Annotated in this window: 29 protein-coding genes and 1 pseudogene; 10 read left to right on the top strand and 20 right to left on the bottom strand. The window is 36.7% G+C overall.

Going from position 1 to position 26,113, the window contains the following annotated elements:
• Nucleotides 1-1,055, bottom strand: a pseudogene (locus tag D8M04_RS11650) (IS110 family RNA-guided transposase); the annotation flags it as partial.
• A 714-nt stretch (nucleotides 1,056-1,769) separates the two neighbouring features.
• Between D8M04_RS11650 and D8M04_RS11645 the strand changes: the two are divergent.
• On the top strand, nucleotides 1,770-2,552 hold the full coding sequence (locus D8M04_RS11645) for an arylamine N-acetyltransferase family protein (protein ID WP_342772644.1): 783 nt from the start codon (nucleotides 1,770-1,772) through the stop codon (nucleotides 2,550-2,552).
• Nucleotides 2,553-3,668: 1,116 nt separating this feature from the next.
• On the opposite strand, the gene D8M04_RS11635 is transcribed toward D8M04_RS11645, so the two are convergent.
• Both D8M04_RS11635 and D8M04_RS11630 read right to left on the bottom strand, forming a co-directional pair.
• Nucleotides 3,669-4,100 carry a hypothetical protein gene (locus D8M04_RS11635; protein WP_121523086.1) on the bottom strand — a complete coding sequence of 144 codons (432 nt, stop codon included), beginning with the start codon at nucleotides 4,098-4,100 and terminating at the stop codon, nucleotides 3,669-3,671.
• Nucleotides 4,087-4,305: a helix-turn-helix transcriptional regulator gene (locus D8M04_RS11630; RefSeq protein WP_121523084.1), complete on the bottom strand. Its 219-nt coding sequence runs from the start codon at nucleotides 4,303-4,305 to the stop codon at nucleotides 4,087-4,089. Before D8M04_RS11630 ends, D8M04_RS11635 begins: the two co-directional genes overlap by 14 nt.
• Before the next feature lie 509 nt (nucleotides 4,306-4,814).
• On the opposite strand from D8M04_RS11630, the gene D8M04_RS11625 reads away from it, so the two are divergent.
• The gene (locus D8M04_RS11625) at nucleotides 4,815-5,132 is read left to right on the top strand and encodes a hydrolase (RefSeq protein WP_425464018.1); all 318 of its coding nucleotides are present in this window, start codon (nucleotides 4,815-4,817) and stop codon (nucleotides 5,130-5,132) included.
• A gap of 163 nt (nucleotides 5,133-5,295) precedes the next feature.
• On the opposite strand, the gene D8M04_RS11620 is transcribed toward D8M04_RS11625, so the two are convergent.
• Together D8M04_RS11620 and D8M04_RS11615 are read right to left on the bottom strand one after the other, a co-directional pair.
• Nucleotides 5,296-5,829 (bottom strand): dihydrofolate reductase family protein, encoded by a 534-nt coding sequence (locus tag D8M04_RS11620; protein WP_121523082.1) that lies wholly within the window; start codon nucleotides 5,827-5,829, stop codon nucleotides 5,296-5,298.
• 368 nt (nucleotides 5,830-6,197) lie between these two features.
• Nucleotides 6,198-7,109 (bottom strand): LysR family transcriptional regulator, encoded by a 912-nt coding sequence (locus tag D8M04_RS11615; RefSeq protein WP_121523173.1) that lies wholly within the window; start codon nucleotides 7,107-7,109, stop codon nucleotides 6,198-6,200.
• 121 nt (nucleotides 7,110-7,230) lie between these two features.
• On the opposite strand from D8M04_RS11615, the gene D8M04_RS11610 reads away from it, so the two are divergent.
• A complete protein-coding gene (locus D8M04_RS11610; RefSeq protein WP_121523081.1) occupies nucleotides 7,231-7,794 on the top strand; it encodes a flavodoxin family protein in 564 nt (187 codons plus the stop codon).
• Between the two features lie 146 nt (nucleotides 7,795-7,940).
• On the opposite strand, the gene dnaB is transcribed toward D8M04_RS11610, so the two are convergent.
• Genes dnaB through D8M04_RS11590 form a run of 4 tightly spaced genes read right to left on the bottom strand, consistent with a single transcriptional unit; the run spans nucleotide 7,941 to nucleotide 10,572 of the window.
• A complete protein-coding gene (dnaB, locus tag D8M04_RS11605) occupies nucleotides 7,941-9,272 on the bottom strand; it encodes a replicative DNA helicase (RefSeq protein WP_121523079.1) in 1,332 nt (443 codons plus the stop codon).
• Nucleotides 9,269-9,595 (bottom strand): replicative helicase loader/inhibitor, encoded by a 327-nt coding sequence (locus D8M04_RS11600; RefSeq protein ID WP_121523077.1) that lies wholly within the window; start codon nucleotides 9,593-9,595, stop codon nucleotides 9,269-9,271. Before D8M04_RS11600 ends, dnaB begins: the two co-directional genes overlap by 4 nt.
• Nucleotides 9,588-10,343: a DnaD domain-containing protein gene (locus tag D8M04_RS11595; RefSeq protein WP_121523075.1), complete on the bottom strand. Its 756-nt coding sequence runs from the start codon at nucleotides 10,341-10,343 to the stop codon at nucleotides 9,588-9,590. Before D8M04_RS11595 ends, D8M04_RS11600 begins: the two co-directional genes overlap by 8 nt.
• Before the next feature lie 40 nt (nucleotides 10,344-10,383).
• Entirely contained in the window at nucleotides 10,384-10,572 is a 189-nt protein-coding gene (locus D8M04_RS11590) for a helix-turn-helix domain-containing protein (RefSeq protein WP_121523073.1), read from the bottom strand.
• Between the two features lie 254 nt (nucleotides 10,573-10,826).
• Between D8M04_RS11590 and D8M04_RS11585 the strand changes: the two genes are divergently transcribed.
• Entirely contained in the window at nucleotides 10,827-11,258 is a 432-nt protein-coding gene (locus D8M04_RS11585) for a DUF6376 family protein (protein ID WP_121523071.1), read from the top strand.
• 188 nt (nucleotides 11,259-11,446) lie between these two features.
• On the opposite strand, the gene D8M04_RS20730 is transcribed toward D8M04_RS11585, so the two are convergent.
• Both D8M04_RS20730 and D8M04_RS11580 read right to left on the bottom strand, forming a co-directional pair.
• Nucleotides 11,447-11,899 carry a CBO0543 family protein gene (locus tag D8M04_RS20730; protein WP_425464017.1) on the bottom strand — a complete coding sequence of 151 codons (453 nt, stop codon included), beginning with the start codon at nucleotides 11,897-11,899 and terminating at the stop codon, nucleotides 11,447-11,449.
• Nucleotides 11,817-12,947, bottom strand: a complete 1,131-nt coding sequence (locus D8M04_RS11580) for a DUF2515 family protein (RefSeq protein WP_246001189.1) — start codon at nucleotides 12,945-12,947, stop codon at nucleotides 11,817-11,819. Before D8M04_RS11580 ends, D8M04_RS20730 begins: the two co-directional genes overlap by 83 nt.
• Nucleotides 12,948-13,119: 172 nt before the next feature.
• On the opposite strand from D8M04_RS11580, the gene shc reads away from it, so the two are divergent.
• Nucleotides 13,120-15,000, top strand: a complete 1,881-nt coding sequence (gene shc / locus D8M04_RS11575; protein WP_121523069.1) for a squalene--hopene cyclase — start codon at nucleotides 13,120-13,122, stop codon at nucleotides 14,998-15,000.
• A 230-nt stretch (nucleotides 15,001-15,230) separates the two neighbouring features.
• On the opposite strand, the gene D8M04_RS11570 is transcribed toward shc, so the two are convergent.
• From D8M04_RS11570 to D8M04_RS11545, 6 genes are all read right to left on the bottom strand, one after another.
• Complete coding sequence (locus D8M04_RS11570; protein WP_121523067.1) at nucleotides 15,231-15,680, bottom strand: DUF2269 family protein; 450 nt, start codon at nucleotides 15,678-15,680, stop codon at nucleotides 15,231-15,233.
• A complete protein-coding gene (locus D8M04_RS11565) occupies nucleotides 15,680-16,351 on the bottom strand; it encodes an FMN-dependent NADH-azoreductase (protein ID WP_121523066.1) in 672 nt (223 codons plus the stop codon). Before D8M04_RS11565 ends, D8M04_RS11570 begins: the two co-directional genes overlap by 1 nt.
• 124 nt (nucleotides 16,352-16,475) lie before the next feature.
• The gene (locus tag D8M04_RS11560) at nucleotides 16,476-16,904 is read right to left on the bottom strand and encodes a MarR family winged helix-turn-helix transcriptional regulator (protein WP_121523065.1); all 429 of its coding nucleotides are present in this window, start codon (nucleotides 16,902-16,904) and stop codon (nucleotides 16,476-16,478) included.
• A 156-nt stretch (nucleotides 16,905-17,060) separates the two neighbouring features.
• Nucleotides 17,061-18,401: an alkaline phosphatase gene (locus D8M04_RS11555; RefSeq protein WP_121523064.1), complete on the bottom strand. Its 1,341-nt coding sequence runs from the start codon at nucleotides 18,399-18,401 to the stop codon at nucleotides 17,061-17,063.
• A 279-nt stretch (nucleotides 18,402-18,680) separates the two neighbouring features.
• A complete protein-coding gene (locus tag D8M04_RS11550) occupies nucleotides 18,681-18,983 on the bottom strand; it encodes an AzlD domain-containing protein (protein ID WP_121523063.1) in 303 nt (100 codons plus the stop codon).
• Nucleotides 18,976-19,680, bottom strand: coding sequence for an AzlC family ABC transporter permease (locus tag D8M04_RS11545; protein ID WP_121523062.1), 705 nt, complete (start codon nucleotides 19,678-19,680; stop codon nucleotides 18,976-18,978). The genes D8M04_RS11550 and D8M04_RS11545 overlap by 8 nt, the downstream gene beginning before the upstream one ends.
• Before the next feature lie 113 nt (nucleotides 19,681-19,793).
• Here D8M04_RS11545 and D8M04_RS11540 point away from each other — a divergent pair, with 113 nt between their 5' ends.
• Entirely contained in the window at nucleotides 19,794-20,663 is an 870-nt protein-coding gene (locus D8M04_RS11540; protein WP_121523061.1) for a LysR family transcriptional regulator, read from the top strand.
• Nucleotides 20,664-20,831: 168 nt separating this feature from the next.
• Here the strand turns inward: D8M04_RS11540 and D8M04_RS11535 are convergent, their stop codons facing one another.
• Nucleotides 20,832-21,530, bottom strand: a complete 699-nt coding sequence (locus tag D8M04_RS11535) for a DJ-1/PfpI family protein (protein ID WP_121523060.1) — start codon at nucleotides 21,528-21,530, stop codon at nucleotides 20,832-20,834.
• A gap of 348 nt (nucleotides 21,531-21,878) precedes the next feature.
• On the opposite strand from D8M04_RS11535, the gene D8M04_RS11530 reads away from it, so the two are divergent.
• The 3 genes from D8M04_RS11530 (at nucleotide 21,879) to D8M04_RS11520 (ending at nucleotide 23,553) form a co-directional block, all read left to right on the top strand.
• Nucleotides 21,879-22,532, top strand: coding sequence for a YdhK family protein (locus D8M04_RS11530; RefSeq protein ID WP_121523059.1), 654 nt, complete (start codon nucleotides 21,879-21,881; stop codon nucleotides 22,530-22,532).
• A 269-nt stretch (nucleotides 22,533-22,801) separates the two neighbouring features.
• Nucleotides 22,802-23,179 carry a fluoride efflux transporter CrcB gene (gene crcB / locus D8M04_RS11525; RefSeq protein ID WP_121523058.1) on the top strand — a complete coding sequence of 126 codons (378 nt, stop codon included), beginning with the start codon at nucleotides 22,802-22,804 and terminating at the stop codon, nucleotides 23,177-23,179.
• Nucleotides 23,176-23,553, top strand: a complete 378-nt coding sequence (locus D8M04_RS11520) for a fluoride efflux transporter FluC (RefSeq protein WP_121523057.1) — start codon at nucleotides 23,176-23,178, stop codon at nucleotides 23,551-23,553. Before crcB ends, D8M04_RS11520 begins: the two co-directional genes overlap by 4 nt.
• Before the next feature lie 462 nt (nucleotides 23,554-24,015).
• Here the strand turns inward: D8M04_RS11520 and D8M04_RS11515 are convergent, their stop codons facing one another.
• Nucleotides 24,016-24,582 (bottom strand): cysteine hydrolase family protein, encoded by a 567-nt coding sequence (locus D8M04_RS11515; protein ID WP_121523056.1) that lies wholly within the window; start codon nucleotides 24,580-24,582, stop codon nucleotides 24,016-24,018.
• 350 nt (nucleotides 24,583-24,932) lie between these two features.
• Between D8M04_RS11515 and D8M04_RS11510 the strand changes: the two genes are divergently transcribed.
• The gene (locus D8M04_RS11510; RefSeq protein ID WP_121523055.1) at nucleotides 24,933-25,232 is read left to right on the top strand and encodes a hypothetical protein; all 300 of its coding nucleotides are present in this window, start codon (nucleotides 24,933-24,935) and stop codon (nucleotides 25,230-25,232) included.
• Between the two features lie 172 nt (nucleotides 25,233-25,404).
• Here D8M04_RS11510 and D8M04_RS11505 read toward each other — a convergent pair whose 3' ends face one another.
• Complete coding sequence (locus D8M04_RS11505) at nucleotides 25,405-26,085, bottom strand: DUF4386 domain-containing protein (RefSeq protein WP_121523054.1); 681 nt, start codon at nucleotides 26,083-26,085, stop codon at nucleotides 25,405-25,407.
• Nucleotides 26,086-26,113: the final 28 nt, after the last annotated feature.

Genomic DNA, 26,113 nt, shown 5'->3' with positions numbered 1-26,113 from the left:
AGCGCACGCAGTTTTTTCCTACCTCTTTTAGTAATGGTAGTTCTTCCCTTATGCTTTCCTGAGGTGTTCTCTTTGAGACTTAATCCAGCTAACTTAATTAGTTGTCTTGGGTGGGAATATTAATTCAGATCACCAACTTCGGCAAAAAATCCAGCAACTGTATCTCTTCCAACACCCTTAATAGCTAACATTTGTTGGACACCAGGTATCTGGTCAATTAATGTATCGATTTTAGAATCTAATTCTTCGAATTTCATTTGGATTAATTCATATTTATCAATTAATGTTTTAAGCTCTAATTTAGCCATACTGGCACCTTGCTTTAGTCCAACGGACTTACTAGCTGCCTGTTTTAACTGTTGGATCTTACTAAGACCAACACCGCGTTTTACAGTTTTTCTTAAGTGAATTAACAATTCTTGATCAGAGAACTTCGCTAACTCATGTGGTAATGCGTAGAGCTTTAAAAACTGTAATGCAGCTTTTCCCTCCCACTTTTTAAAGACAGTTAGGAACTCTGGAAAATAACGGTCTATCCAGTTGTGAACTTGGCCTTGAACAGTTTGAAGATCTTCAGTTAGGAAATCACGAATTTTTTTAGCCACTCGTAGTTCTGCATAAACTCCTTGCGGAATTGTTGGTTCAGCGTATCTCCCGTCTTTAACTAACTGTGCAATAACTTTGGCGTCCTTCACATCATTTTTAGTTGGCGAATTATCGTCCAATTCCTTAGATTTCTTTACGTGAAGTGGGTTTACAGCCACAAACTTAATATCATTTTCTTTAAGAATGTGGGCTAAATTCAGCCAGTAATGACCGGTTGGTTCCATACCGACTATCACTTTATTCATGCCCTCTTCCTGCATAATAAGAGTGATCCATCTAATAAAATATTGGAAACCATCCTTCGTGTTTTCAAAATAACAAGGCGTTCCAAACTCAATTCCTCTAAAATCCTGCGCCCTAGCAACGTGCTTGAACTTCGCAATATCAATACCTATAATTAGTGTCTGAGAAGTGATTTGAGCAATTTTTTTATTTTGGTTATAATTCATTTTATTAGCCTCCTGATTAATAAGTCTGTCCTTTATGCCGGCAAGCTTTTGGACTCTCTTATTCTATCAGGGGGAAATTTTTTTACACAACCCGCATTTTAGTTCATTACAGGAATGCTGCCCCTTTAGTTTAAGTGTAATTCTTCACAAACTTCTTTTTGTATCAATATATATAAGATATGCGACCTTATTATCCTTTTAATCTATGCAAAAATAATAAAAGTCTTAAAAAAACAGGGTAGTTGTGCTATATTCTAGGTCTTTATAAAATAGGAGGTCTCCCCTCCCCTACCATCTAAAAAGAATCTCTTTAAGCTCGAATGATTATTTTTTTAAGTAGATATAGTATTCTGTATACGTGGTTCTACATTTATATGTAAGGATCTGTGAAAATGTAAATACAGTTAATCGTAAAAATGTATAACGAAAAAGTTATTCCCTTTAAGGTTTATAAGCCTGTTCAAACAGAACTTTTTAGAACTTCCTATTTGACTTAGTAAGAAAGTAAGATATAAACTTTCTTACAATCTTATGAATATAAACCAGGAATTTTTAGCAAACATATTATATTTCTAAGTCGTATTAGTATTATAAGTCCAAACGAATGTTCATTATAAAAGAGATCATATCACCTCCTTACCTAATCCTCTGAAGTTAGACAAATGGATGAATTTCTACTAAACTACCGGTTAAAGTAAGAAAGGAGCAGTAATCATGAAAATGGATTCATTATTTCGCAAACGAATAGGAATAACAGAGGAAGAAACAATTACATTTGAACGCTTGGAAGAAATACTTAGAAAAACAGCACAAAGCCTTCCATTTGAAAATTTAGCAGTAATTGACAGGAGAGCCTCTGAAATTACAGAGGAAAATTTGGTGAATAAAATCCTCCTAAATCAGGAAGGGGGCCTTTGTTATGAGTTGAATCCAATGCTATATTTCTTTTTAATAGAAAACGGATTTCATGCTGAGTTGGTGAGGGGCAGAGTATATGACAATGATAAACAGGCGTTTCAGCCATTGGATCGGACACACGTTACTATCCTTGTCTCCCATCAGCAAAGGATGTATTTGATTGATACGGGATTTGGCGGAAATTTACCATTAAAGCCTGTTCCGTTAACCGGTGAAACGGTGAAGTCAGCGAATGGGGAATTCCGAGTCAAAAAAATTAAAAGCGACCATGGGAACTATATGCTCGAAATGAAGTTAAAGTATAGGGATACGGAATGGAAGATTGGCTATGTCTTTGATTCGAATAAACCAGTTGAGGATTTGTCAGAGTTAAACGAGATTGGAGAACTTATAATGGAGCAGCCACAATCTCCATTTAACAAAAGTCCTTTGCTTTCACGCTTTACTGAAAGTGGAAGAATAGTGTTGACAAATTCTCATCTCACACGGTGGGTTGATGGTAGCATGGAAAAAGAGGTAATTAATCAGGAGAGATTTAATGAAATCGTTCAAAAGGAGTTTGGAATAAACGTAATCTAAATATGCGAGTTGAGTGATTATAAAACATTGAAAATAGATATTTCCCCTTTTACTCACAATCCTGAAACTCTTATACACACAGTAACTCTCACTTGATACAACATCGAAGACTATCGAAAAAGAAACTAATACGAATAATAACAAGAATCAGAAGTTTGACGATTTATCTGAAGACATATTAAATATCAGGAAATGATGGAGATGTCTTTATCTATCCCCTCCTTTCTTACAATTTAAAATAAAATGAAACTTTTTTATTCATTTATTTTATATCAATTTATTTTGTAAAGCTGTAAATACAGGAACATGTACTTACAGCTTTATAAAAGGTCAATTTTATATATTTTTAGCCAATTAAAACACCCAATAGTTGCAGTAGAGTTTGTTAAGTTAAAGAAATAACTCGATACAATAACGGTTAATAAAAGTGTTTCGTAGTGATAAATACTGTAAGTACAATATTTCACAAAGTAATATTATCTTATATCAGCAATGAACAAAACTAACATAATCCTTCTCGTTTGATAAAGCCGGCTCCTATAGAAGATATACTTTTCATCCCTCTCACCACACTAGATTAATCCAAAGTCTTATCAAATTGCGGTTTATAATCCATAGTACCCGGTAATATAATATATGAAGGTTATTATTGCAGAGAAGTAATTCATAATAATTAAACGTTAAATCAGATAGAGGGTGATTATATGATCTTTCCAGAAGAATGTTTTCTTTTTATAAGAGAAATTTATCGGTTAAGAAACGAGTATCAAAGATGTTCTGATTATAATTTAAAAGAGAAAATTGACTGTGATATAAATCTACTCAGTGAAATAATAGACTCTAACTTATACTGTCTTTGCCAATGCAAGACAATCTATCCAGATGCGGCTCAATGAATGGCTATTAACCTTGCTCCCAATGGAAGTGCTTAACTTTACTTATAAATTATTATTAGAGGTGTTTTTAAAAAGATATAAATATTAATAGAAGAAGCTAACAATAATCGCTATTATATTATTCCAATAAAATTAATATAGGTATTGGAACTCAGCCCAATTAAACGAATCCCCAAATTCTTCTCAGAAACTCAAACATGTAACACCTCTCTTATTTCTGTTATTTGTCCTCAAAGTTTTCCTCTCTTTTTTTCCTTAAATGATAAATATAATAGATTGGAAAAAATCCACAAATAAAAAATATTCCTGGCAATACGAAACCATTCATCATGTTAAACCCATCTATCAGGGATATGATTATACCAGCAGCAATGCAAATGAGGACTAATACAGTAATTGAAATCTTTAATCCTTTTTTCGGAGAGCTTTTCTCACTTTCGTGTTCTACACTAATATTCATAGATAGAAGGGCGGAAACAATAGTGGTGACTATAAACACAAACCATAGTGGATTATTAGTCATCCCCCCTATTCCTTTTGTAACAAGGTCGTATCCTAAAATCGCGATAATTCCCAGGGTTTGGATAACGTAAGCAATACGGATATTTTTCAAATTTCTTAGTATTAAACGTTCGTCTTTAATTTTTTGCATTTTCCCATTCCTCCTTTTCTAGCCAAAATAATTCATCTAATGTTTTATTGACAGCATAGCAGATTTGAAGACACAGCTTCAGGGTCGGATTATATTTCCCTTTTTCAATCAAACTAACGGTTTGCCGGGTTACCCCTACTTTGTCAGCCAATTGTTGTTGCGTCAAATCTACTGAAATCCGAGCGATTTTTAATTGATTTTTCACAAATTTAACACCTCCAATAATGTAATCTATATATTACATTATACAATATATATATTACATTTTTCAATATATATATTACATTTAATGTGAAGTATTACTAGGACTTGCTAAAGTAAAGGATGGTTGTAATAAATACAATCAAGGTTAGATTGACCTTATTCAACTAAAGCACCCACTACTTAAGAAGTTTCTTCACCATACTCAATTTGGCTGGATTTGATTTTATGTTTTATCAACCTTTACCTTCAATCAATCAGAAAAAGATTAAGACAAGAAAAGCTGCCTGGTAAGGCAGCTGAATTGATTTATCTTAATAATTTAATCTTGAAAGATGAGCACCATATAAATCTATATTTTCCAATAATATTAGAGCTTCTCCAAATGTATAATCAGCTAAGTGTGGGTTTAAAATGTATGTTTAATCCAATCAGTTTGTCCATTCATTATATCTTATCTACTCATATTCTATTAATGCAACAAAATAAGTTTAGCAAAGGAGAAATCTGATTATGGGCTATGTTTATTATTCAAGTAAGAAACATCGAAAAGCAAAAAATGAAAAAAACGACACATGTAAAGTTTGTAATAACGACAGATGTCAAGGTTGCATTTGTGATACGTTAAGAAATTTGCCAACGCAAACTGAAGTAGATGTTTTTCTAGATGGCGGTGTAGTGTTAGAAGACGTCACTTTTATTAACTTAAACAACCAAACTTGTTGCGCTTTTTTCGTAGATACGGGAAATGAAGCGGAGTCCGAACCTGGTTCTACATTAATTGTAGACTGCCAAAAAATTCAAGCTATTCGTATAGAAGCAGACGACTAACGAGAGGTTTCTATCCACTAGGATAGAAACTTCTCTATTATCTGAATAACTACCTATTTTTTCACTAGCTTGCAATGCAAGCAAACTTGTGGTTTTGGTTATTATTTACTCGATTAGCCTTCTGGTTTATAAGTTCTTTCCTGTCAACGAAATCTGAGTTTCATTAATTCTTAACTTCATAATAGAGTTCTACAAACTGATTGAAATTTCTCATTCCTTTCAATGAAAGGTCTAATTGATAATCTCCCTCTCTAAATAACGGAATCCCTTTACCGAGAATAGTAGGGGCAACCGTTATAATGAGTTCATCCACCAGTTTTTCTTGTATAAAAGAATGCAACAATTCTCCTCCACCGACAATCCAAATGTTTTTCCCATCTTGGCTTTTTAGTCTTTCTATAAATTTAGTTACACTGCCATTAACAAATTTCACATCTTCGATATCTTTATTAGAAGCCCTTGTAAACACGTAGCATTGTTTGTTTTTATATGGAAATTCCTCCATCTCTTGGTTCATTACCCAATCATAGGTCCTTCTACCAAGCAAAACCGTATCCACCGTTTCATAAAACTCCGAAAAGCCATTGTCCCCTTCCCCTTCGACATTGTAAAGCCACTCAAGTGACTCATCTTTAGCAGCAATATATCCATCTAAACTCGAAGCAATAAATAATACCACATTCCGTTTTATATTCATAAAAACCTCCGCCACTAGAATTTTCGTCCGTTTACGAATGTAACAAAGAATATCTCATACTTCAACTACCCTTACCCTCTAGTAAAATATCTTGAATGCTTCTCACTCAATGTACAAATTTTGTTGATCTATAACGACCAATCAAAGGACTACAAAAGGCCTTACAGCAACAAATTCATTTATGTTTTTCCTATCAGCCACTTCCTGCTTTTGAATGGGAAGTTCTCTTGCTGAAAAATCATTTCCAACTGTGTAACCAAACATATACCAAAGTGAAGAAACAGTCAGCATAGATTTGAGGTAGCTAAAGACATCACATTTTGTCAACTCAAGCAAAATGTGATGTTTTTCTTTATAGGAATGGCTTGTTATATCGTTTGATCTACATGGAGCTTGCTGAATTGTTCGCGACTTAATTCAATAAACTCGCGAAAAGGAGTAATCATTTGCTTATCTTTATGCCAAGCGATATGAGTGTAAATAGTTTGATTGACTATCCCCAAAGATAACTCTTTCATTCTTCCATTATTAATATCCTCTTCTACTGCCATAGCCGGCAAGACCGCAATCCCTAGTCCTGCAATAGTACACTGCTTCATCGCTTCAATACTTAAAAATTCCAATATATCCTTTGGATGAACTCCAAAAGAATCAAGAGTATCTTCCAGCAGCGTTCGGTAAGAGCAACCATTCTCCATAAGTAATAGCGTTTCATGTTCTAAATCTTTTGGGAGAACCTTTAATTTTTGAGTCAATGGATGGTCTGGGTTAACAACCAGTTTTATCTTCTCTTGAATAAGTGGCTCTATATAAAAAATTTCACTGGGCTTAGATGTATCTGTGATAAATGCAATATCGAGATTACCTTGCAATAATTCCCGCCTTGATATCTCATCAGAATGAGCAGGTTTAAACACTAGTTTTACCTTAGGAAACTGTTCCTTAAATTCTTTTAGAATAGGCGGCAATCTATAAGTGCATTGACTTTCCTGTGCCCCAATAACAAGGGTGCCTGTTGTTTCTCTATGATTACTAATTGCCCATTCAGCCTCTTTCGTAAGCATAATCATCTTATCTGCATATAATTTATATTTTTTCCCATACTCCGTTAAAACCAGCCTTTTCCCAATCCGTTCAAATAAAGGAATTCCTAGCTCGGTTTCCAGTGCTTTCATTTGGGATGTGACACTTGATTGAGCAAAGTTTAATAGTTTAGCAGTCTTTGTAAAATTCAAATTCTCAGCAGCTGTTTTAAATGTAATTAATTGTTTAATATCTATGGTCTCCACCTCTTAATCGAATTTATCGATTGAAACTATCGAAATAATCATCTTCATCGATTAGTAATTTTATTATAAGATAAGTATTATTCAAAAACAATGTATTAAAGGAGATGCTATCATGTCGACAATCATTATCTACGGCGGTACCCGGGAAAATGGAAATACAGAAATTTTAACAGAGTTAGCTGTAAAAGGGCTGGATGTTGAAAGAATATTTCTCAAGGATTTTAAGGTTCGTCCTATTGAGGACTTGCGTCATACTGCTGAGGGCTTTTATGACATGGGTGACGATTACTCATGGATTATCGAACAGATACAAAAGCATGAGGTGATTTTATTTGCAACACCGATCTATTGGTATAGCATGTCTGGAATTATGAAGAATTTTATTGATCGATGGTCACAATCCCTTAAGGAAACAAATGGAGACTTTAAACGGGAAATGTCCTTAAAACAAGCTTATGTTATAGGAGTAGGTGGAGATGAGCCACATATAAAGGGCTTGCCGATGATTCAGCAATTCAACCATATATTTAATTTTATCGGCATTCCATTTGAGGGGTATATTTTAGGCCAGGCAAATAAACCTGGCGAAATTGTTCATGACAAAAAAGCCATAGAAGCAGCAGGTCTATTGTTAGAGGAATTAAGGGGTTATTCATATATAGAGCAGGAGCAGTGAACCTGTTTTTAGTATTGTTAAAACGCATGGATGTTGAGAGCTTTTTCTTTTCAGAAATTAATTATGCGATATGAGGTCGGTAAAAGAAACACTTGCAATCTACCAAGTGTTTCTTTTACCAATAAAGATGATTAACTAATTTTTTGTTACACAGAATGCAATCTTCTTTGCTTCTGCTCCTCCCTACTTCTCGCACCTCTTTTCTCCTTATACTCTTTCTCGGTCATTTCTGAAAATCTCCCCATCTCTTTATCAAAATGCAGAATCACCGTCCCAGTCGGTCCATTCCGATGCTTGGATAAAATTAATTCTGTTACATTCTCTTCTTTTGAGTTTGGATGATAATAATCCTCTCGATATAAGAATGCTACAATATCTGCATCTTGCTCAATGTTTCCCGATTCTCTTAAATCGGACAGCATCGGCCGTTTGTTGTTTCTCGCTTCTACATTTCTAGAAAGCTGGGATAGAAGGACGACCGGGATGTTAAGTTCAATGGCAAGAAGCTTCAATTCTCTTGTAATCTCTCCCACTTCTAAATCTCGACGTTCCCTCTTGGTTTCCGGTTGAATTAGTTGTAAATAATCAATAATCACCACATGATTCTTGCCAGGATTTTCAAAAATTCTTTTCCGGATTGTCGTTCGTATATCAGATAAGGTACGATTTTTCTCATGGACAAATATCCCCCATTCAGCCATTTCTCCAATCGTTCTAGACACCGAGCTGAAATCTTCCTGACTAAACGTATTTCCTCTCCATTTGCGACTGTTTATCCCGCTTTCTAAAGAAATCATCCGCTTCAATAACTGGATAGATCCCATTTCAAGACTAATCACAGTCGTGCTGCCACCCTGTTTGCAATGTCCAGCAGCAAGATTCAAGGCGAACGCTGTTTTCCCAACAGAAGGACGTGCAGCCAATATAATTAAGTCTCCCCTTTGTAAGCCACCTGTCATATCGTCCAGTACTTTATAAGAGGTAAGATTCGCCTTATGCTTACTAGGACTTTGCATTTCCTTGCTGATTTCTAATAGATAATCATATGTTGATTTCTCCTCCATATCATCTGTTGCTTCATAAAGGTATTGTAGATTTCGAATCAGTTTATGAAGCCCTTCTTCACTCGGCGCTTGCACATATCTCAATGCCTGCTCCTTTGCTTTTCTCAGCAGATAGGCATCCAGAATTAATTGTTCATGATGCTTGAAATTAACAGTAGTGGGAACAGACTCTGCCATTTTCAGCAGGTATGTCGTATTCCCCACCTCTTTCATTTGTTCTCCTAAGTGAGTAGTAACGACTACGATGTCTATCATCTCTTTCTGATTAAATGCCCCTTTCATCGCGCGAAAGATCTTCTGATGGGCCACATTTGCAAAATGATAGGGTTGCAGTTTTACATCCTGAAACAGCGTTCCTTCTAAGAGGATGGAACCTAACACCGCCACTTCTGCTTCATAGTTTTCCAGTTTCATTGGCCCGTTTTATCCTTCACAAGTTGCTCGAACACTTTATAAAATCTATCCTTTACTTCCTGTGGTACTTTTGCTGCTTCCTCTTCCCAGCGCCGGATTTCTTCATCCCCCTCATAAGGTTTCGGTGGATAAACAGCAATTTCTGCTATTGTAGGTGGGTAAGGATTTTCCGTAACATAGGAAAACAGTTTTTCCATTACTCCGTTGTATTCCATTTCCATTAAATGAGGAAGTAAGACCTTGGCTTTTCGCTTGTTTAGATCAAAACGGGGATACAATTCTGCTATGGTTTCTAAAACTTCTATTCCTTCATTCTCAGTCATTGTGCTTCGCCTCCTCCCTCAATTCCTGAAACAACCCCTTCTTCTCTTTCTCCTTTTTAGGAAAAGCAACCGTCTTTCGCTTCCTTTCTGACTTTTGTCTCTCAAAAGTCTTTACCTGTTCTAGAGTTTCGAAATGATTGCTCGCCCATTCCTTTAAGATAGACTCCACATAGCTAAACGTTCTCCCATCTAATTTCACCGCAAGTTCAATCGCATAGATGACCATTTCATCTCCTAAATCATCGCACCAGGATTGAAAAGATTCTCTTGCGATTGGTTTTAGAATGCCAATGTTCTGTTCGTATACCGTATAAGCATCGGGCGTATGTCTACTACTACTTACTTGTTTCTTTTTAGGTATGGGCAAGCTGTTGTTATGGGATGGGGACTCTAATGAGGGATTGGATGGGTATGGTGATTGGTATACCGTTTGGCCAGCAACCAAGTCTCCATCTCCTTTCATTTTCTCTGTCATAGAATTCATTTGATAAACAGGTGCTTGTCCTCTTTTTCCTGATTCATATTTTATATAATAGCCTTCGATTAACCGTTTACGAGCATAGTCTAAGCCTTGCTTCGATAAGCCAGTAAGCATTTGTAAAGTGGGATTGGGTACATTAAAACGTTTCTTCCAGCCAACTTGGTTGTTTACAGCCATTAAAGAATACCAAAGCGCAACAGCTCCAGTAGGCAAATCATTAAACATTTTCCAACTACGAAAGGCATTTAATTCTTTAATATAATTCATTTTTTTCTCTCCCTCTTTTTTTATGATTCAGTTCGTATTCTTATTGGTTTTCCGATTGGTCCATAATTTGGCTTCGTATCCAATTCTCGATCGCTTCTTTTGAAAATAGAATGCGTTTCCCAATTTTGAAGTGTGGAATCGCGTTATCACGAACCAGGTCATAAACGGTATCTGTATGTAATCCAAGATAATCAGCTATTTCCTTCACATTCATTACTTCTTTATCCATGGATTTCCCCCTCCTTTCCTTCTTATTCACTTCTATAATCGAAAGGTAGTGTTTAGTTGGGGGTATTGGGTTGAAAAAGTTTTAGTTTTTTTAAGGAAGATGATTATGCAAGGAAAGAATTTGTTTCTTTTTCATTTGGTAAGAGGCAGGTTCTGAAATGACTTATTTCTTCCTCCGCCTTTAGTTAATCCCCTTTGAATAAGGACAAATCCCTATAAATAAGTTAAAATAAAAGTACTCGAAAGGAGATTCACATGAAAAGAATAATGATACTTTTAGTATTTTCAATAGCACTTACTGGATGTTCCTTTTTTGAGGAAACGAATGATACATTAAATTACGCGACTCAGGCAACTGAGTACTTTAATGATTTAAGCAATTTTGCGGAAGAAACTTCGGGTCTTATGAATCAAGCAGCTTCTGATCCAGCAGCTAAAGAAGAGTTAGAAACACAACTGTTAGCTATAGAAAAATCGATTATAGAATTTAATGAAATGGACGCTCCTGCAATTGCAGATGGTCTACATCAAAATCTTTTGGAAAAGAATCAACAACTTCTCGATATTACTGAGAATGTAGTCCAAAATGGAGAAGTAGCGTTAGAGGAGTTACAGTACTCGGAAATATATCAAACCATTGAGAATATCACTGAGTTGAAAACGCAGATTGAGGAACTTGGATTTTAACCACTTCTTGGTTAAGTGGTTTTTTTGTTCGAATTACAATACGTCAAATGAACTTACCTTAGCTAAAAAACAAATAATAACATTATATTTAATAGAATTTTTACAAAAGAAAAAGGCGATCAAACTTAATGATCACCTTGAATAGTTACGGCAGGAATAGACTTTTTTGTAAGAGAACCCTCCCCCTGTTAATCTTCGAGCCAGCTATAAAATTTCCAAATAACGATAAAGAAAAGAAAATAACCAAAAAGGGAATATTCAAGTTTCCAATAAGAGGTATGACTAAATAAACCATATTGTTCTGCTGCATGTTCTGCTATGTATACAAATAAACTACAAATAATCAGGAAAAGATACCTAGGTAATTGATGTAACCTTTTTAATATAAAAATAATGATAAGGTAAAATAACGGCAGTATACAAAGCGTGAATAAGATATTGATGGTAAATATTTCTGGAAACGGACGCCTTGGATAGTCATACAAACCTGCTCCGACCAGCAAAAGATCTAAATATGTTCCTATGAATGAGGCAAAAATAATGGTAGATAAATAGGTACTAATTCTTTGATTTTTTCGGTAATATTGCTTCTTTCGCGAGGATGGAAAATTCGATTTTTTCAAGTGTTTTACAATACTCATGGTAAATAGCTCCGTTTCCTTTAAAATTGTCCTTTTTCAAATAATGAATGACTCTCCAATCGGAATACCAATCTCCTTCCTCCGCTTCTTTCTGTTCCCTATTCTTCCACGCAAATTTGAGGATGGGACTATATAATTTTGGGCTGTTTGGTTTGATGCGGCAGTCTTTTATTCTTCGCTGGTAAGAACCCCAAGGTACGGATTCATCAATATCATTGAATAAATGAGGCCAAAAATCTTTTCTCGAACCTGTGTGAGGATGTTGGGTTGCCCACTTATAAATAGAAAAAAAGTTTTCTCTATCAAAAAGTAATTCATATAAACGTTTACCGAGCAAAATCCGATCATGTAAAGAGGCAAATTGGTGAATGGTTTGACCAATGATTTTTATCCCCTTCCTATCGAGGGAAGGGAAAATAATTTGGTTTAAGCTCAATAACTCCTGTAATTTAAATTCTAATGTTTCGAGTACAGTAGATTTATAATGAGCATTCTGAATCACTCGCTTCTCCAAATAACTTTGTTCATTGACAATAAGTGCAACCGTCAAAAGGAATCGATCTTTGATTACATAGAAGTAATCCCAAATCACTCTCATGAAAAAGGAGACGTGAAAGAATGGTAAGAGGTAAAATAGATTGGTGTTTCTTTTTACACTTTCTTCGTAAAGCAGTAATTGCGGATAAATATCTTGAAAGATCAACCAATTGCCTCGCTCTAAAAAAGTGAAAAACGCCTCCTGTTCCTCCGAAGATAATAATCTGGTTAATAGACTCCCTTTTAAATCGGTCATATTCCATCCGCCGTTTCGAGAAACCATATGTCCTAGAAAAGCCCAATGAATTTCAGGGAACCTTTTATAAAAATCCAAGTATGAATTCGTTCTTGTTACATTATTTACATTTCTATTTTTCGTTTCCCGAAGAATGTATTGAATTAATTCATTTTCCATATCATTCAATTGATGTTTTTGAATCGTGGGCCTCGACTTCTTCGTTAATTCCTTTTTTATTGCAGTTAGTTCAGGAGTAATTTTTTGACTGACCAATTTCTTTGTTAAACATTGAATGATGGAGCATCACTCCTTTACTAAATATGTTATGGATGTGTATGGAAATAAATGATGAAAAGTTATAAAAGCAACAGGCCGTGTTCTAGGGATTTTGGAATTTTTACAAAGGCGATGGAATAAAATGATATAGCTGTTTGGAGGTGTAACTATGAATAGCAGAATAAAGGATGAAATCAATCGAATTGTCGAGGTACTAAGAAACGACCAATCCCCTGATGGATCCTGGGATTATCCTTTTGAATCAGGCCTCTCTACGGATGCTTATATGATTATTTTGCTGCGCACCTTAGAAATAAATGATGAAAAGCTCATTCAAGATTTAGTAGAAAGAATACTTAGCAGGCAGGAGAAAAACGGGGCCTGGAAGCTTTTTGATGATGAGAAAAACGGAAATATAACTGCTACCGTTGAAGCCTATTATGCTCTTTTGTATTCTGGTTACCGACATGAAGGAGATAAAGAAATGGCAGCTGCAAGAAGGCGAATATTGGCATGGGGCGGAATTGAAAAAAGTCATATGTTTGCAAAAATCATGCTCGCCTTAACCGGTCAATATAAATGGCCCACATTTTTTCCAATTCCAGTCGAATTTATTCTTTTGCCATTATCCTTCCCTATCAACTTTTTTGATTTCCCTGTTTACGGAAGAGCGCACATTGCTCCGATGTTAATCCTAGCCGACCAAAAATTCGCGATGAAAACAAAAAGAAGCCCCGACCTTTCTAATTTGTTCCTCTCACGGGAAAATGACGAATTCTTCCTGAATCCTTCCGGGGAGTCACGCTCCTTTCATACCTTTATTCAACAAGGAATTAAAAATAACATTGGTCTCCCTGCATCCATTCATACGATGGCTATACAACAGACGAAAAAATACATCTTTGACCGAATCGAACCGGATGGAACATTCTACAATTTTTTTAGTTCTACCTTTCTGATGATTTTTGCCTTATTAGCTCTCAAGTTTCCCAAAAATGATCGCATCATAACAAAAGCAATAGACGGTTTAAAAGGGATGGCCACCCAAATTGACGGTCATACGCACATGCAATTCACAACGGCCAACGTCTGGAATACATCCTTAATCAATGATTCCCTGCAACGCGCTGGTATTCCATGGAATGATCCAATGATTCAACAAGCAAACCACTACTTACTTTCGCGACAACATTCCCGTTACGGTGACTGGATGATTCATAACCCAGCCCCAAACCCAGGAGGATGGGGATTTTCTGATTTGAACACCATGAACCCAGATATAGACGATACAACTGCCTCCTTACGATCCATCACCCATTTGGTTCGCAATGAGACTGTTTATCGACAAGCATGGGACAGAGGCATCAACTGGATTTTTTCCATGCAAAATCAGGATGGTGGCTGGGGTGCTTTTGAAAAAAATGTGGATAAAAAGATCGTAAAGCTTATTCCAATTAAAAGAATACAATATATATTAACGGATCCCTCTACCGCAGATTTAACAGGAAGAACCTTAGAGTTTTACGGAAACTATACCAACTTGTCTAATAAACATATCGCCATAAAAAATGGAGTGAATTGGTTAAAGAGCAATCAAGAAAAAAATGGTTCCTGGTATGGTAGATGGGGAATCTGCTATATTTACGGAACATGGGCTGCCATAACCGGTATGATTTCAACTGGTGTTGATACCGAGCATGCTTACATTAAAAAATCACTAAAATGGCTAAGGGACATTCAAAATCCAGATGGAGGATGGGGAGAATCTTGCTATAGTGATATCAATCAAACATATACCCCACTTGGAGTCAGCACATTAACACAAACTGCTTGGGCATTGGATACGCTCATTGCGGCATCTGACAAAGTCACACCCGAAATACAAGCGGGAGTAACATTTTTACTGGACAATGCTGATATAAAGGACTGGACCTTTTCCTATCCAAAAGGGCAAGGATTGCCAGGAGCACTTTACTTCCATTACCATAGTTACCGATATATTTTTCCTTTGTTAGCCTTGAGTCATTATAAGAATAAATTTTTAGTATGAAGGGACGGAGGGATAGGTTCCTTTGGTCCCTTCTTCCCGTTTACTATATATTAAACTATTGTCTTACTTTCTAACTTATAATACTTCCTCAAATAAACATCCACCTTCTCTTCCATCCAAAAGCACCTAGTAGCAACCCTACAGGTAAGGCCTAGTTGATAAATAAAAAAGGGAAAAGGCTCCCAGCATAAACAAAGGCGCACTTTATCAAATAAAATGCGCCAATTAAATCAAGGCTTAAAAACCATCAAAAGAATAATAGCACAGACCAATCCTTTACCACCCCACTCATATGCCGCTACCTTCTTTAAGGAAGAGAAATACGCGGAGGGAATTTCTGTCCCCTCATAAGAGTCCACGACTTTCCGTAGGGCTTCCACCTTCCGTTTCACCACAAAGTTAAAATACAATCCTGTAAAGAAAAATAAGCTAATCGACAGATTATACCACAGCATTTGAAACAACGCTTGATGCAATACCCCCATCAATAAACCTGTTACTAGTTGTAAACCAAATCCAGCATCAATCCCTCTGCTTATTTTACCTGCTGTCACATGCGCAATTAGGAACGATTGCTTATCCTTTGGTTTTCTATATAAGTGATGAACGATAAATAAAGGTCCGATGGCAATAATAGCTGAGGTAACATGAATGCCTACGAGAAAGCTATAAAAATCCATTACATTCTTCTTTCCATAGCATGCAGAGATTCATCCTCGGCAATCCAGTCTTTTGCAACTGCTTCTGCCTCTTTATATGCTTTCATTAAGATCTGATCGGTGGGGTAAATAGCATTCCCTTGTGCTCGAATGATGTGATAGTTGTTGATTCCTAGAAGTTGAAACATTGCTTGAAGATAATAGTGGGAAAATTCCAGATCGGTATTCCAATCGTTATTACTATAATCATTATCGCTCGCTTGTATGACAAGCACACTTCGGTCACCAGTAAGCAGCCCTTCTATCCCCCCGTCCTTCCTGTATTGAAATGTCTCACGCGGAAGAATGATATTGTCCATATAATCTTTCAATTTCGATGGGATGTTCCAATTATGCAGTGGCATCACAATAACATAACGATCAGTCTGCTTGAATTGCATTACTATCTCCGCCATCCGATGCAGAATCTGCTCCTCATCTCCTTCCAAAGCAATGCCGTTTTCCATGTTGTCATATGCTTTTAAAAACAAGCCATCAATTGCTGGCACGTAGTCTTGATAAAGATTGATTTGATGTATCACCTTTTTACCAGATTTTCTGTAACTTTTGATTAAATGCTTCCCTACCTTCAAACTAATGGAATCCTCTGAGTCCACTCTAGGATGAGCATTAATAATCAGTGTTCTTTTCATTTTCATTCTCCTTTTATGTTGTTTGTACATACAATTCAGGTAATCTAACGACAGCTTTTAAAATCACCTCCTTAAGCTTATAGTTGTATGTACAAACAAATTTATGTTAAAAATGAAGCTTTTATCACTTCATTTTCTCCAATTGTTCACTGATGCGGCTAAGTTGCAAAGTTAATTCATCCCCTTCTTTCTCCCCAAGGATTTCATTGTAGGATGCACGGAGATTTTTCCAGGATTCGTATATGGATGCTTCCCTTTCCTTTCCCTTTTCTGTGGAGAAAATGCGGGTTGATCTGCCATCCGCCTGCTTTTCTATCAGTCTCTTATTTACCAGCTTTTCAATAAGTCTTGTCACCGTAGACGGCTGCAAATGCAAGATTTCCCCTAACTCTTTTTGTGTAATTCCTTCTTTATCCAACACCGCCATCATCAAAAACGCATAAGTTGGTGCCAGTCCGGTTCTCGAAAATTCTTCCTCTGCCATCTTGGTGACGACTCGAGTGAGTCTGCTGGCGGTAAAATATAAGCATTCTTCCAAGTAGCGATTCAACATAGTTTTTCCTCATTTCCGAATTGTCTAACATTATTGTTTGTACATACAACTATAAAGGTAAAGGATAGCAAAGTCAATCATTTCATTGTAAAGATTCTGTTAATCTGACAAACAATAAAAAAAGTGCTAATCATCCGATTAGCACCCCTATGTTTCTTATTTTAATTTCATTACATCTGCAATCATCTTCGGTAAATCTGTATTATCATGGAATCCAACAAACTTATCGGCATTTGGTCCATATACATAAAGCGGGATATCTGCCCCAGTATGGTTCGTGCTTGACCAGCCAATTGTTGCATAGTCACTCACAATTGTATTAATCGTTAAGGAAGGATTGCTTGAGTCCGCAATAGCTTGTACTTCTTCTTCCGCCAAAGCAATTCCAGTATATTCTTCTACTACTTCCCTTACGTTGGAACGCTCTTCATTTAATTGTGCTGCTATGTAATCCCCTGTTGCAGTTACATTGCGTAGAACATCAGCGTTCAATTCCATAGATCCATTTGCACCAGTCGTCATTCCACCTGTGTCATGGTCACCAGCAACAACTACTAAAGTTTTTCCATCTTTTTTCGCGAATTCCATTGCTTCTTCTACCGCTTCTTCAAAGGCTGCTACATCGGACATGGCCCATGCTGCATCATTGTCATGACCAGCCCAGTCAATTTGACTGCCTTCTACAACGAGGAAGAATCCATCTTTATCTTCTTCTAAAACGTCAATCGCTTGTCCTGTCATTTCAGCAAGGCTTGGTTCTTCCGTTTCCCCGCGTTGTAGTTCAGGAGCAAGTGCATCGTCTGCAAATAGACCTAGTAATTTATCTCCCTTATTTACATTTAAGTCTTTTAGATTTTCTAACTGATCACGAGTTTCTACAAATTCGAAGCCTTTTTCTTCTGCTTCTTCTACTAGATTACGCTCTTCTTGGTTTCCACCTTCAGAGACTGGAAGGAAGTTACTTTTTCCTCCGCCAAGCATCACGTCCACGTCACTCTCAACTAGTTGTCTAGAAATTTCTGTTTCATTGTTACGGCTTTCTACATTTGCTACAAAAGAAGCTGGAGTTGCATGTGAAATCGTAGAAGTCGCCACTAGACCAGAAGATTTACCAGCCTCCTCGGATGCTTCAAGAATCGATTTTAGCTCATTTCCATCCGCATCAAGGCCAATCACACCATTATTCGTTTTTTCACCAGTGGCCATTGCTGTACCAGCTGCTGCGGAATCGGTTATATCGCTATTAGCAGAATGCGTTGTATACATGCCTTTCAAGTGTTTGTCCCAAACCGCTTCTTCCCCTTTGTAAACACGGTAATTTGCAGCATAATCGGAACTAAATCCATCTGGAATCATATAGATTACATTTTCTACTTTTCCTTTATTATTTCCTTTTCCTTGAGCATGATCCGGCTTAGCCGCATCCGCAACACCCAAGTTTAATCCAGACAATACAAGACCAGCACTCAGTGCCACTACACCTATTTTTTTGTACATTGTACCTCTCCTCTCAAATTCAACTACAATTCTAGTTTAATAGACAATTATTGACCAAGCGTTAACCGAAAGTTAATGTTTAATGAAGAATTTTCAGTCTTTGTCCCTATTACTAAATTCATGAATGCAGCATGAAAAATAGTGACTAGTTAGATGTAGTTTTTAAGAAATAGTGGAACCAACTGGCTTTTACGCTTTTATCAAGAAGTCATAATAGTTAATATATAACCACCATGAAGTAAAAGACCTAGCAAGTTTCTGCTAGGTCTTGATAAATTTCTATAGGAACCATTCGACAATAAAAACGGATAAACAAGCAAACAAGGAAACAGTAAACAGCCCTTTACCGTAATAGGCAATAATAATCGCTACGACAAATCCGACTAATCCAGATACAGGCGAAGCGGTGGCATCCAATATAGCAGGAAAAATCATCACCGCAAGAGTTACATATGGTACATAGTATAAAAATGATTTAACATATGTATTTTTAATTTCTTTCCGGATTAGAGTAAGCGGAAGAACACGAATGAGATAGGTTACCATTGCCATTACCAATAAATATAGATAAACATTACTCATGCTCTGTCTCCTCCTTTACCGGGAAAAGATAAGCTGCTATCCCAGCGATAAGGAACGTTAACACAATAATTTTAACACCTGATGAGATCATTTGCAGAAGTGGTATCACACTAAATAATAGGCTTCCTACCATAGAGATAAGAATGATTCCACTCAGCACCTTATCCCCTTTTGCTGGCGGAATAATCACTGCAATTAACATTCCATAAAGCGCAATACTTAATGCACTGACCATATTGCCAGGTAAAATGTCACCTGAATAGGCACCAAGAAACGTCCCAAGCATCCACCCCGGAATGGCCACACTCATTACCCCGTAGGTATAGAAAGGGCTTAATGTTCCTTTTACTGCCGTTGAAACACCAAATACTTCATCGGTAATCCCAAAGGCCATAATCATTCGATGGCTAATCGGTGTACTTGGATCAATTCTCTGTGATAGTGATGCGGACATAAGAAAATAACGGGAATTAATGATAAGCTGTGCGAAAATTACTTCCATTAAGGCGGCTGAGGTTGCGATCAGCGTAAGACCAGCAAATTGTCCAGCTGAAGTAAGGCTTGTCCCTGACATGATTACAGCATCCATTGCAGAGAGTCCCGCATTTTTTGCCAATATCCCAAAACTAAAAGAGACTGCTAAGTATCCAAGCGCAATTGGAATCCCATTTACTGCCCCTTCTCTCCATGTACTCATTTGCATTTCCTCCTGATGTTCTAAATTCCTTTGATTCTATCAGACTATTTTACATTAGTAAAATTAATATATATAATAATTATATCAAATCTATTAATGAGAAGGAGATTGGCATGAACCGTTATGAGATTTTCTTAAAAGTCATTGAAAGAGGAAGTTTCACCAAAGCAGCAAATGACTTGGGATATACCCAATCAGCTGTGAGCCAGGTGATTCAAACCATGGAAGCTGAGCTGTCAACTACCCTAATTTTTCGTTCACGAAGTGGCATCAGCCTTACACCAGATGGAGAACAGTTTCTTCCATATATTAAAAAAGTGTGTTATGCGCAGCGAGAACTGGTGGAGAAGAGCAAAGAAATGCGAGGTTTAGAGCATGCCAATATCCGAATCGGTACATTCTCGAGTGTCTCCAGTAACTGGCTGCCCCTTTTCATGAAGGATTTTAAGAAGAATTACCCTTCTGTTCACTTTCATCTGCAGCAAGGGGAATACACAAGTATTATTCAATATATTAAAGAAGGCAGTGTGGACTTTGGCTTTGTTAATCCTGATGCGGTGACTGATTTAGAAACGATCTCATTAACAAGTGACGAAATGCTCGTCGTTTTACCATACAACCACCCATTAGTCGATCAAGAGACGATAACTGCGGAAGATATAGCGAATGAGCCATTTATTTTGCTCGATGAAGGAGAACTAAGTGAACCATTGGAGATTTTTAAGGAGCAAGGGATTAAGCCCAACATTCAATATCGTGTCCACGACGATTACACGATCATGTCAATGGTAGAGAATGGCTTAGGAATCTCCATCTTGCCTGAACTTGTCTTACGGAAAGTCAATTACCAGCTGGTTGCCAAGAAGATGGAGCATTCCATAGTAAGGACGATTGCAATTGCTTTTAGAAATAGAAAGACAATGCCTATTTCCAGTCGTTATTTTATTGACTATATGGTGGAGCGTTTTAGTGGGATGGGATAATCGTAACATTAAGTGCTGATTTTACTTCTCTTACGCCGGGTGCAGTCTGCCTCCCGGTGATTCCACCCTCGTTTGCATCGATATTCGCACCTTCTCAGTTGATTTTCTGTAACCTTTCATTGTGCCACTTCTTCTTAGCTCTCACTTCCCCCAAAACCAATTAAACTATTATTTCATCATCTTCAATATCCCTTTCGCATGATTCATCATTCCTATTAATCCAAGACTTTTAAAAGCCACCTTAGATAATTTTTTCTCAGCTAGATGCTTAGTTGCTTTATCAGCTTTGGACAAGTTACCCGAATCAAATATCGGGTCAGGGTCATATTCTATCGTGAGTTGTATTGCTCTCGTTTCCTTCTCCCCCACAAGTTGATACGATAAATATAGTGCCATATCTATTCCAGAAGATACTCCTGCAGCAGTGAGATACTTCCCCTGTTCTACGATTCTATCTTTTGTTGGAATTACTCCATAATCAGTTAATAGTTGAATCGACTTCCAATGTGATGTTGCTTTTAACCCTCTTAGCAATCCTGTTGTAGCAAGTATGAGCGATCCAGTACATACAGAGGTTGTCCATTTTGTAGTTTTATCTATATCCTTGATCCAATTTAATACGTTTTTGTTTTTCATCTCTTTCATAAAAGAGATAGTAGAGCCGGGGATTAACAAAATGTCAGCTTCTGAGTAATCATCGATAGTATGCTTCACGTTTAAATCAATGAAGCCAGAATCTGCTGTAATACTTCCAATTTTTTCAGCAACAAAGTTTACTTCTGCTCCATCGATATTCCGTAGAACTTCATAAGGTCCAATGGCATCTAGCATTGTTATACCGTTATAAACATAAATAAGGATATTCATTTTTTCTCCTTTTAATCAGTAATGGAGTATGTACAGCTAAGGATTATGACTTTCAACAGAAATTAACGCCCTACTAAGGGATTCCTGACCATTATGCTTAACGTTTTTTATTCCATTTCTAATATTTTATCTTCATTTAAATTAATTATAGCATACCGTACCCCCCTATTGTATTTATGTAAATTAAATTTCTTTATATTTTTATAATAGCCACTCTCCCTGCTTATATATTTTCTATGCCTTATTATTTATGCCCAGCTTCCTCAGTACCCTCCTCACTCATGAAAGTTATAAAGATACTGTCAAAGGGTATTATGATTTATAAGACAAAATTGAGGAGGACACAGAATGAAAAACAAAACACTTTTACTTGGGATGATCCTATTGATTGTCTCCTTCCTTTTAGCCGCTTGTACAGGTGACAACAGCGAAACAGAGGATAACGAAAACCAAAATAATAAGGAAACGAATACAGAAGAAGGCATGAACAATGAAAGTAATACATCAAATGAAGAAACGGCCGATGGCAATTCTGATGAATCTATGTCCGAGCATATGTCCAGTGATGGAGATGTTCCTGAAGAGTTAGATATGGCGGAGAATCCAACCTATGAATTTGGCACGACAGCAATTATTACGGCAGAACATATGAACATGGAAGGCATGACAGGTGCAGAGGCTAAAATAGTAGAGGCATATGATACGACTGCATATGCAGTAACTTATACGCCAACAAATGGTGGTGAACCTGTCGAAAACCATAAATGGGTCATCCATGAAGAACTTGAGAACCCAGGTGAAGAACCATTAGAACCAGGTACGGAAGTTACTCTAAACGCAGATCATATGGAGGGAATGGACGGAGCAGAAGCAACCATTGATTCTGCTGAAGATACAACGGTATATATGGTTAACTTTAAGCCCACAAATGGTGGTGAAGAAGTATTCAATCATAAGTGGGTAATTGAAAGCGAACTAAGACCGGTAGAGCCTGCTGATTAATTCACTATTTATAAGCTGTCTGGTGCTGAGTCAGACAGCTTTCTATTTCTATCCTATTTCTGTCTTCATGTTATTTAAAGTTCACACTTCAATCGATCATGGTGCTTGAACTAGGATATCACTAAATATTTCTTTTATAGGAAAACCTGATATATAATAATAAAATGCAAGGTCATAGTTGAGGTTTGTCACCTTACTGCCATTCACTAACTCACTTCTGCTTTCTTGGCAGAAGTTATTTTATTTGCATTTTTATTAGGAGGGATGAAATGGTTTATTTTTGGGTTGGCATTGCTGGAGCTTTTGGGGCTATTTTAAGATATTTAATTGGTGTTACCTTTTTTACTGCTAGTTCTTTCCCTTATGCCACATTGTTTATTAATCTATTTGGAAGTTATCTTTTGGCTGTGCTTACTACCAGAATATTTAGGAAAACTACTTTGCCATCTCATCTAACAACAGCAATTGGAACGGGTTTTGTTGGCTCCTTTACTACTTTTTCAGCATTAAGTGTAGAGACAGTGGAATTGTTTCGAAATGAAAATCTTTTCTTAGGATTTCTATATGTTTTTATCAGTATTACTGGGGGATTGATCATGAGCAGGTTAGGATTTGATATGGAAAGTGAGGAGGTCCAAAAGACTTGACGTTTTTACATATATTTATAGTTGGTGCTGGAGGTTTTTTGGGGGCAATTGGCCGTTTTTCCATTAGCAAGCATCTCAATAAGAAGACATTATCCCGACTCCCTATTGGAACTCTAACTGTAAATTTAACTGGAGCCTTTCTATTAGGTATCATAACAGGGATAAAAGCCGATATATTCATAGCTCTCCTATTTGGAACTGGATTTTTGGGAGCATTTACTACCTTCTCTACTGTAAAACTAGAATTGACTCGTCTTTATATACAAAAACGAATAAGACTATTTATCTTTTATTTGCTAATTACATATGGTTTCGGGATTATTCTTGCTTATTTTGGTTATTTCATTGGTACTATTTTATTCTCATTGAAGTGAATGAATAGAATCAAATGAGCCTGGGTCAAAAGTGTTTCATCAAAAAGAAAAATCCGAACGATGCTTAGTGGAGAAATACCGTTCCGGAAATATACTTCGCTTTCCGCGGGCAACGTCTCAGCCTCGGGCCAACAGGACGTTGGTCATAAAGGCGTTGCCCCAGGAAGGGGCGATCTTAGCCTTTGAACCTTTTGCACTTCCTGCGGGGTCTTCGCTTGTTGCTTTTCCCGCAGGACAAGGAAGGCTTCGGCAGCGATACATCGCACGAAGAAAAAGTGCTTTTCTTTTTCGAGGAGTCTACGTATATTTCCTCCACTAATTTGGTGCTTCGTTCGTCTTTTAGATTAAAACATTTAGTTATGTCCCAGCCTCATTCACAATATCGTCATTCCTACCAATTATTAATACTTGGCCCACTCACAAGATTGCCTTCGCACAATGAGCATTACAATATTAAATCTACTACTCATTTTCCCTATAATAATAATGCGTTGGATCAAATAAGTCTTCCTCTGAATTTCTTACAATAGAAAAATGGTCCACATTATAGTGACCGTGAAGGGTGGTGTTGTGGTGCTTTATAATTTGTTCTGCACTCAAAACGTCATTGCCTAATGTCGAATGTCCGTCCTCCACTAACGTTACATCAAATCCGCTAATGGTTGCAGTTCTGACTGCACTATCCATACAGTGCTGTGTTTCACAGCCCATCATCACAATATGTTCTATATGCTGTGATTTTAAATATTCAAGCAGACCTGTTTTATAAAAGGAATTTGTTGCAGACTTATCGAAAATTCTTGCTTCAACCGGTACATGGATTTCACTGTGGATTTGAAAACCGCTACCTTCTCCTTCAGCAACATCGAGATCCCTTACAAACGCAATCGGAACACCTTTTTGACTAGCTTTATCAATCACTTTATTTATATTCCTGATTAGCTGCTCCTTATTGTAAATGGGACTAACTTCTTGATTTCCATCCAGTAATTCCTGCTGTGCATCAATAACTAATAATATTTGATTCAAATCATTTTCCCCTTTCGAATTTGGGGAACGCTAAACCGTTTAATTAGTTTCTCGTACTCCCCTTATAAAGTGTTAAGCAATTATTTTTCATAATAACTACCTCCTAAACGAATATTGTCTATAACAATGAAAATTGTTCGACAGTTGGATTATAGCATAATTGCTTTCATAACAGTCAGTAAAAGGAGAGTATTCTTACCAATGTATTGGTGATCTTTTTAAATAAGTGCTCTATCCCCTCTGCAGCTATTGCATATTTATTTTCACACTACTATTTTTCGTTTTTACTCTGTATAGTGGTTATACTTTTCTTGTTATAAGGCATATTAAGGAAAAATAGGAGGGATATTTTGGACTTTCCAACCATTCATACTAATTTTTGGGATGGAGTTATTGCTGTACCAGCTGTTGTTATATTAACTCAATGTTTTAAACTGCTTCCCATACCTCGTCAATATTTTCCAACGATAGCGAGCATCTTAGGATTTTTAATTTCTATTTTTATTAGCCATAGAGGAAATTTATGGGCTGGCCTTTTTATGGGTGCCTTTTATGGAGCTGCAGCTGTCGGTACCTATTCTTCCTTAAAAACGGCTTGGTTAGCATATAAGCAAAGGAAAGAAAAAAAGAAGGGTAAATCACGTTATTAATAATTACCATATTATGGCTTACCTCGATCTATAATTCCTAATGAGAATTTACAATAAAAATGAGTAAAAAAAGCTAAAAACTGCTCTTTTTTACTCATTTTTATTTTATCTTAACTCTTTCAAACAAGTAATCAGTCCAACTCTCTCTATCTAGATGCACACTCTTAACAGATTAAAGTGTTTGTAAATTAAATCCCTTTACAATCAACCAGAAAGCTAGCGTCATTTCAAATGCCGCGATTGGAAGGGCCAGCAACCCTCCCCAAACAGATACCTGTTCAATGATGTCAAACATGATTAACAATGCTGCAGCAAATACGGAGAACGATCCAACAAGACCAATGATGGAAAGCGATCTTGGAACAAGCTTGGAACGAAAAAGTAAATAACTGTACATGAAAGTGTTTATACCAAGCATGAAGTTTGGACCAAGCATAAACGTCCATTCATGAATCGTTAAAAACGGTACTGCCGATGCTTGAAATGCACTAGTATTTGGATCTGCTAAACTTACGTATTCTAAACCTAATCCTAAGATGGAGATCACGCAGAGTATTCCAACAACAATCAGTATTGCTTCGAAAAAGCGGAAACATAAATACCCTAGAGCGATACTTTCATTCTGTTTTCTTAGGTACGGAAAAAACATAATCGCGGTTCCTATTGCAGAACAGGCCAATAGTAATTCAAATAAAGCCCCCAATATAATCTGGTTTTTATTTTCCGCACCCGCGACAAGATAGTTTGCATGATTTAAAATCGGATCATATAAAAGGAGACCGATGATTGAAGCTGCAGCAGCAACAATATATAGCACCCCAAGAATTCTAGCGTTGAACTTATGCTGGTTCATTCGCTTATTTCCCTTCTATATTAAATAA

The organism is Oceanobacillus piezotolerans (genome assembly GCF_003665065.1).
GTDB lineage: Bacteria > Bacillota > Bacilli > Bacillales > Amphibacillaceae > Oceanobacillus > Oceanobacillus piezotolerans.
This window is presented reverse-complemented; position numbering and strand designations above follow the sequence as displayed.

What these genes read in the sequence shown, in the direction of transcription:
- D8M04_RS11645 (WP_342772644.1), top strand. Translation starts at nt 1,770, where the DNA reads ATGAAAATGGATTCATTATTTCGCAAACGAATAGGAATAACAGAGGAA.
- D8M04_RS11635 (WP_121523086.1), bottom strand. Translation starts at nt 4,100, where the DNA reads ATGCAAAAAATTAAAGACGAACGTTTAATACTAAGAAATTTGAAAAAT.
- D8M04_RS11625 (WP_425464018.1), top strand. Translation starts at nt 4,815, where the DNA reads ATGGGCTATGTTTATTATTCAAGTAAGAAACATCGAAAAGCAAAAAAT.
- D8M04_RS11620 (WP_121523082.1), bottom strand. Translation starts at nt 5,829, where the DNA reads ATGAATATAAAACGGAATGTGGTATTATTTATTGCTTCGAGTTTAGAT.
- D8M04_RS11610 (WP_121523081.1), top strand. Translation starts at nt 7,231, where the DNA reads ATGTCGACAATCATTATCTACGGCGGTACCCGGGAAAATGGAAATACA.
- dnaB (WP_121523079.1), bottom strand. Translation starts at nt 9,272, where the DNA reads ATGAAACTGGAAAACTATGAAGCAGAAGTGGCGGTGTTAGGTTCCATC.
- D8M04_RS11600 (WP_121523077.1), bottom strand. Translation starts at nt 9,595, where the DNA reads ATGACTGAGAATGAAGGAATAGAAGTTTTAGAAACCATAGCAGAATTG.
- D8M04_RS11595 (WP_121523075.1), bottom strand. Translation starts at nt 10,343, where the DNA reads ATGAATTATATTAAAGAATTAAATGCCTTTCGTAGTTGGAAAATGTTT.
- D8M04_RS11590 (WP_121523073.1), bottom strand. Translation starts at nt 10,572, where the DNA reads ATGGATAAAGAAGTAATGAATGTGAAGGAAATAGCTGATTATCTTGGA.
- D8M04_RS11585 (WP_121523071.1), top strand. Translation starts at nt 10,827, where the DNA reads ATGAAAAGAATAATGATACTTTTAGTATTTTCAATAGCACTTACTGGA.
- D8M04_RS20730 (WP_425464017.1), bottom strand. Translation starts at nt 11,899, where the DNA reads ATGAGTATTGTAAAACACTTGAAAAAATCGAATTTTCCATCCTCGCGA.
- shc (WP_121523069.1), top strand. Translation starts at nt 13,120, where the DNA reads ATGAATAGCAGAATAAAGGATGAAATCAATCGAATTGTCGAGGTACTA.
- D8M04_RS11570 (WP_121523067.1), bottom strand. Translation starts at nt 15,680, where the DNA reads ATGGATTTTTATAGCTTTCTCGTAGGCATTCATGTTACCTCAGCTATT.
- D8M04_RS11565 (WP_121523066.1), bottom strand. Translation starts at nt 16,351, where the DNA reads ATGAAAAGAACACTGATTATTAATGCTCATCCTAGAGTGGACTCAGAG.
- D8M04_RS11560 (WP_121523065.1), bottom strand. Translation starts at nt 16,904, where the DNA reads ATGTTGAATCGCTACTTGGAAGAATGCTTATATTTTACCGCCAGCAGA.
- D8M04_RS11555 (WP_121523064.1), bottom strand. Translation starts at nt 18,401, where the DNA reads ATGTACAAAAAAATAGGTGTAGTGGCACTGAGTGCTGGTCTTGTATTG.
- D8M04_RS11550 (WP_121523063.1), bottom strand. Translation starts at nt 18,983, where the DNA reads ATGAGTAATGTTTATCTATATTTATTGGTAATGGCAATGGTAACCTAT.
- D8M04_RS11545 (WP_121523062.1), bottom strand. Translation starts at nt 19,680, where the DNA reads ATGAGTACATGGAGAGAAGGGGCAGTAAATGGGATTCCAATTGCGCTT.
- D8M04_RS11540 (WP_121523061.1), top strand. Translation starts at nt 19,794, where the DNA reads ATGAACCGTTATGAGATTTTCTTAAAAGTCATTGAAAGAGGAAGTTTC.
- D8M04_RS11535 (WP_121523060.1), bottom strand. Translation starts at nt 21,530, where the DNA reads ATGAATATCCTTATTTATGTTTATAACGGTATAACAATGCTAGATGCC.
- D8M04_RS11530 (WP_121523059.1), top strand. Translation starts at nt 21,879, where the DNA reads ATGAAAAACAAAACACTTTTACTTGGGATGATCCTATTGATTGTCTCC.
- crcB (WP_121523058.1), top strand. Translation starts at nt 22,802, where the DNA reads ATGGTTTATTTTTGGGTTGGCATTGCTGGAGCTTTTGGGGCTATTTTA.
- D8M04_RS11505 (WP_121523054.1), bottom strand. Translation starts at nt 26,085, where the DNA reads ATGAACCAGCATAAGTTCAACGCTAGAATTCTTGGGGTGCTATATATT.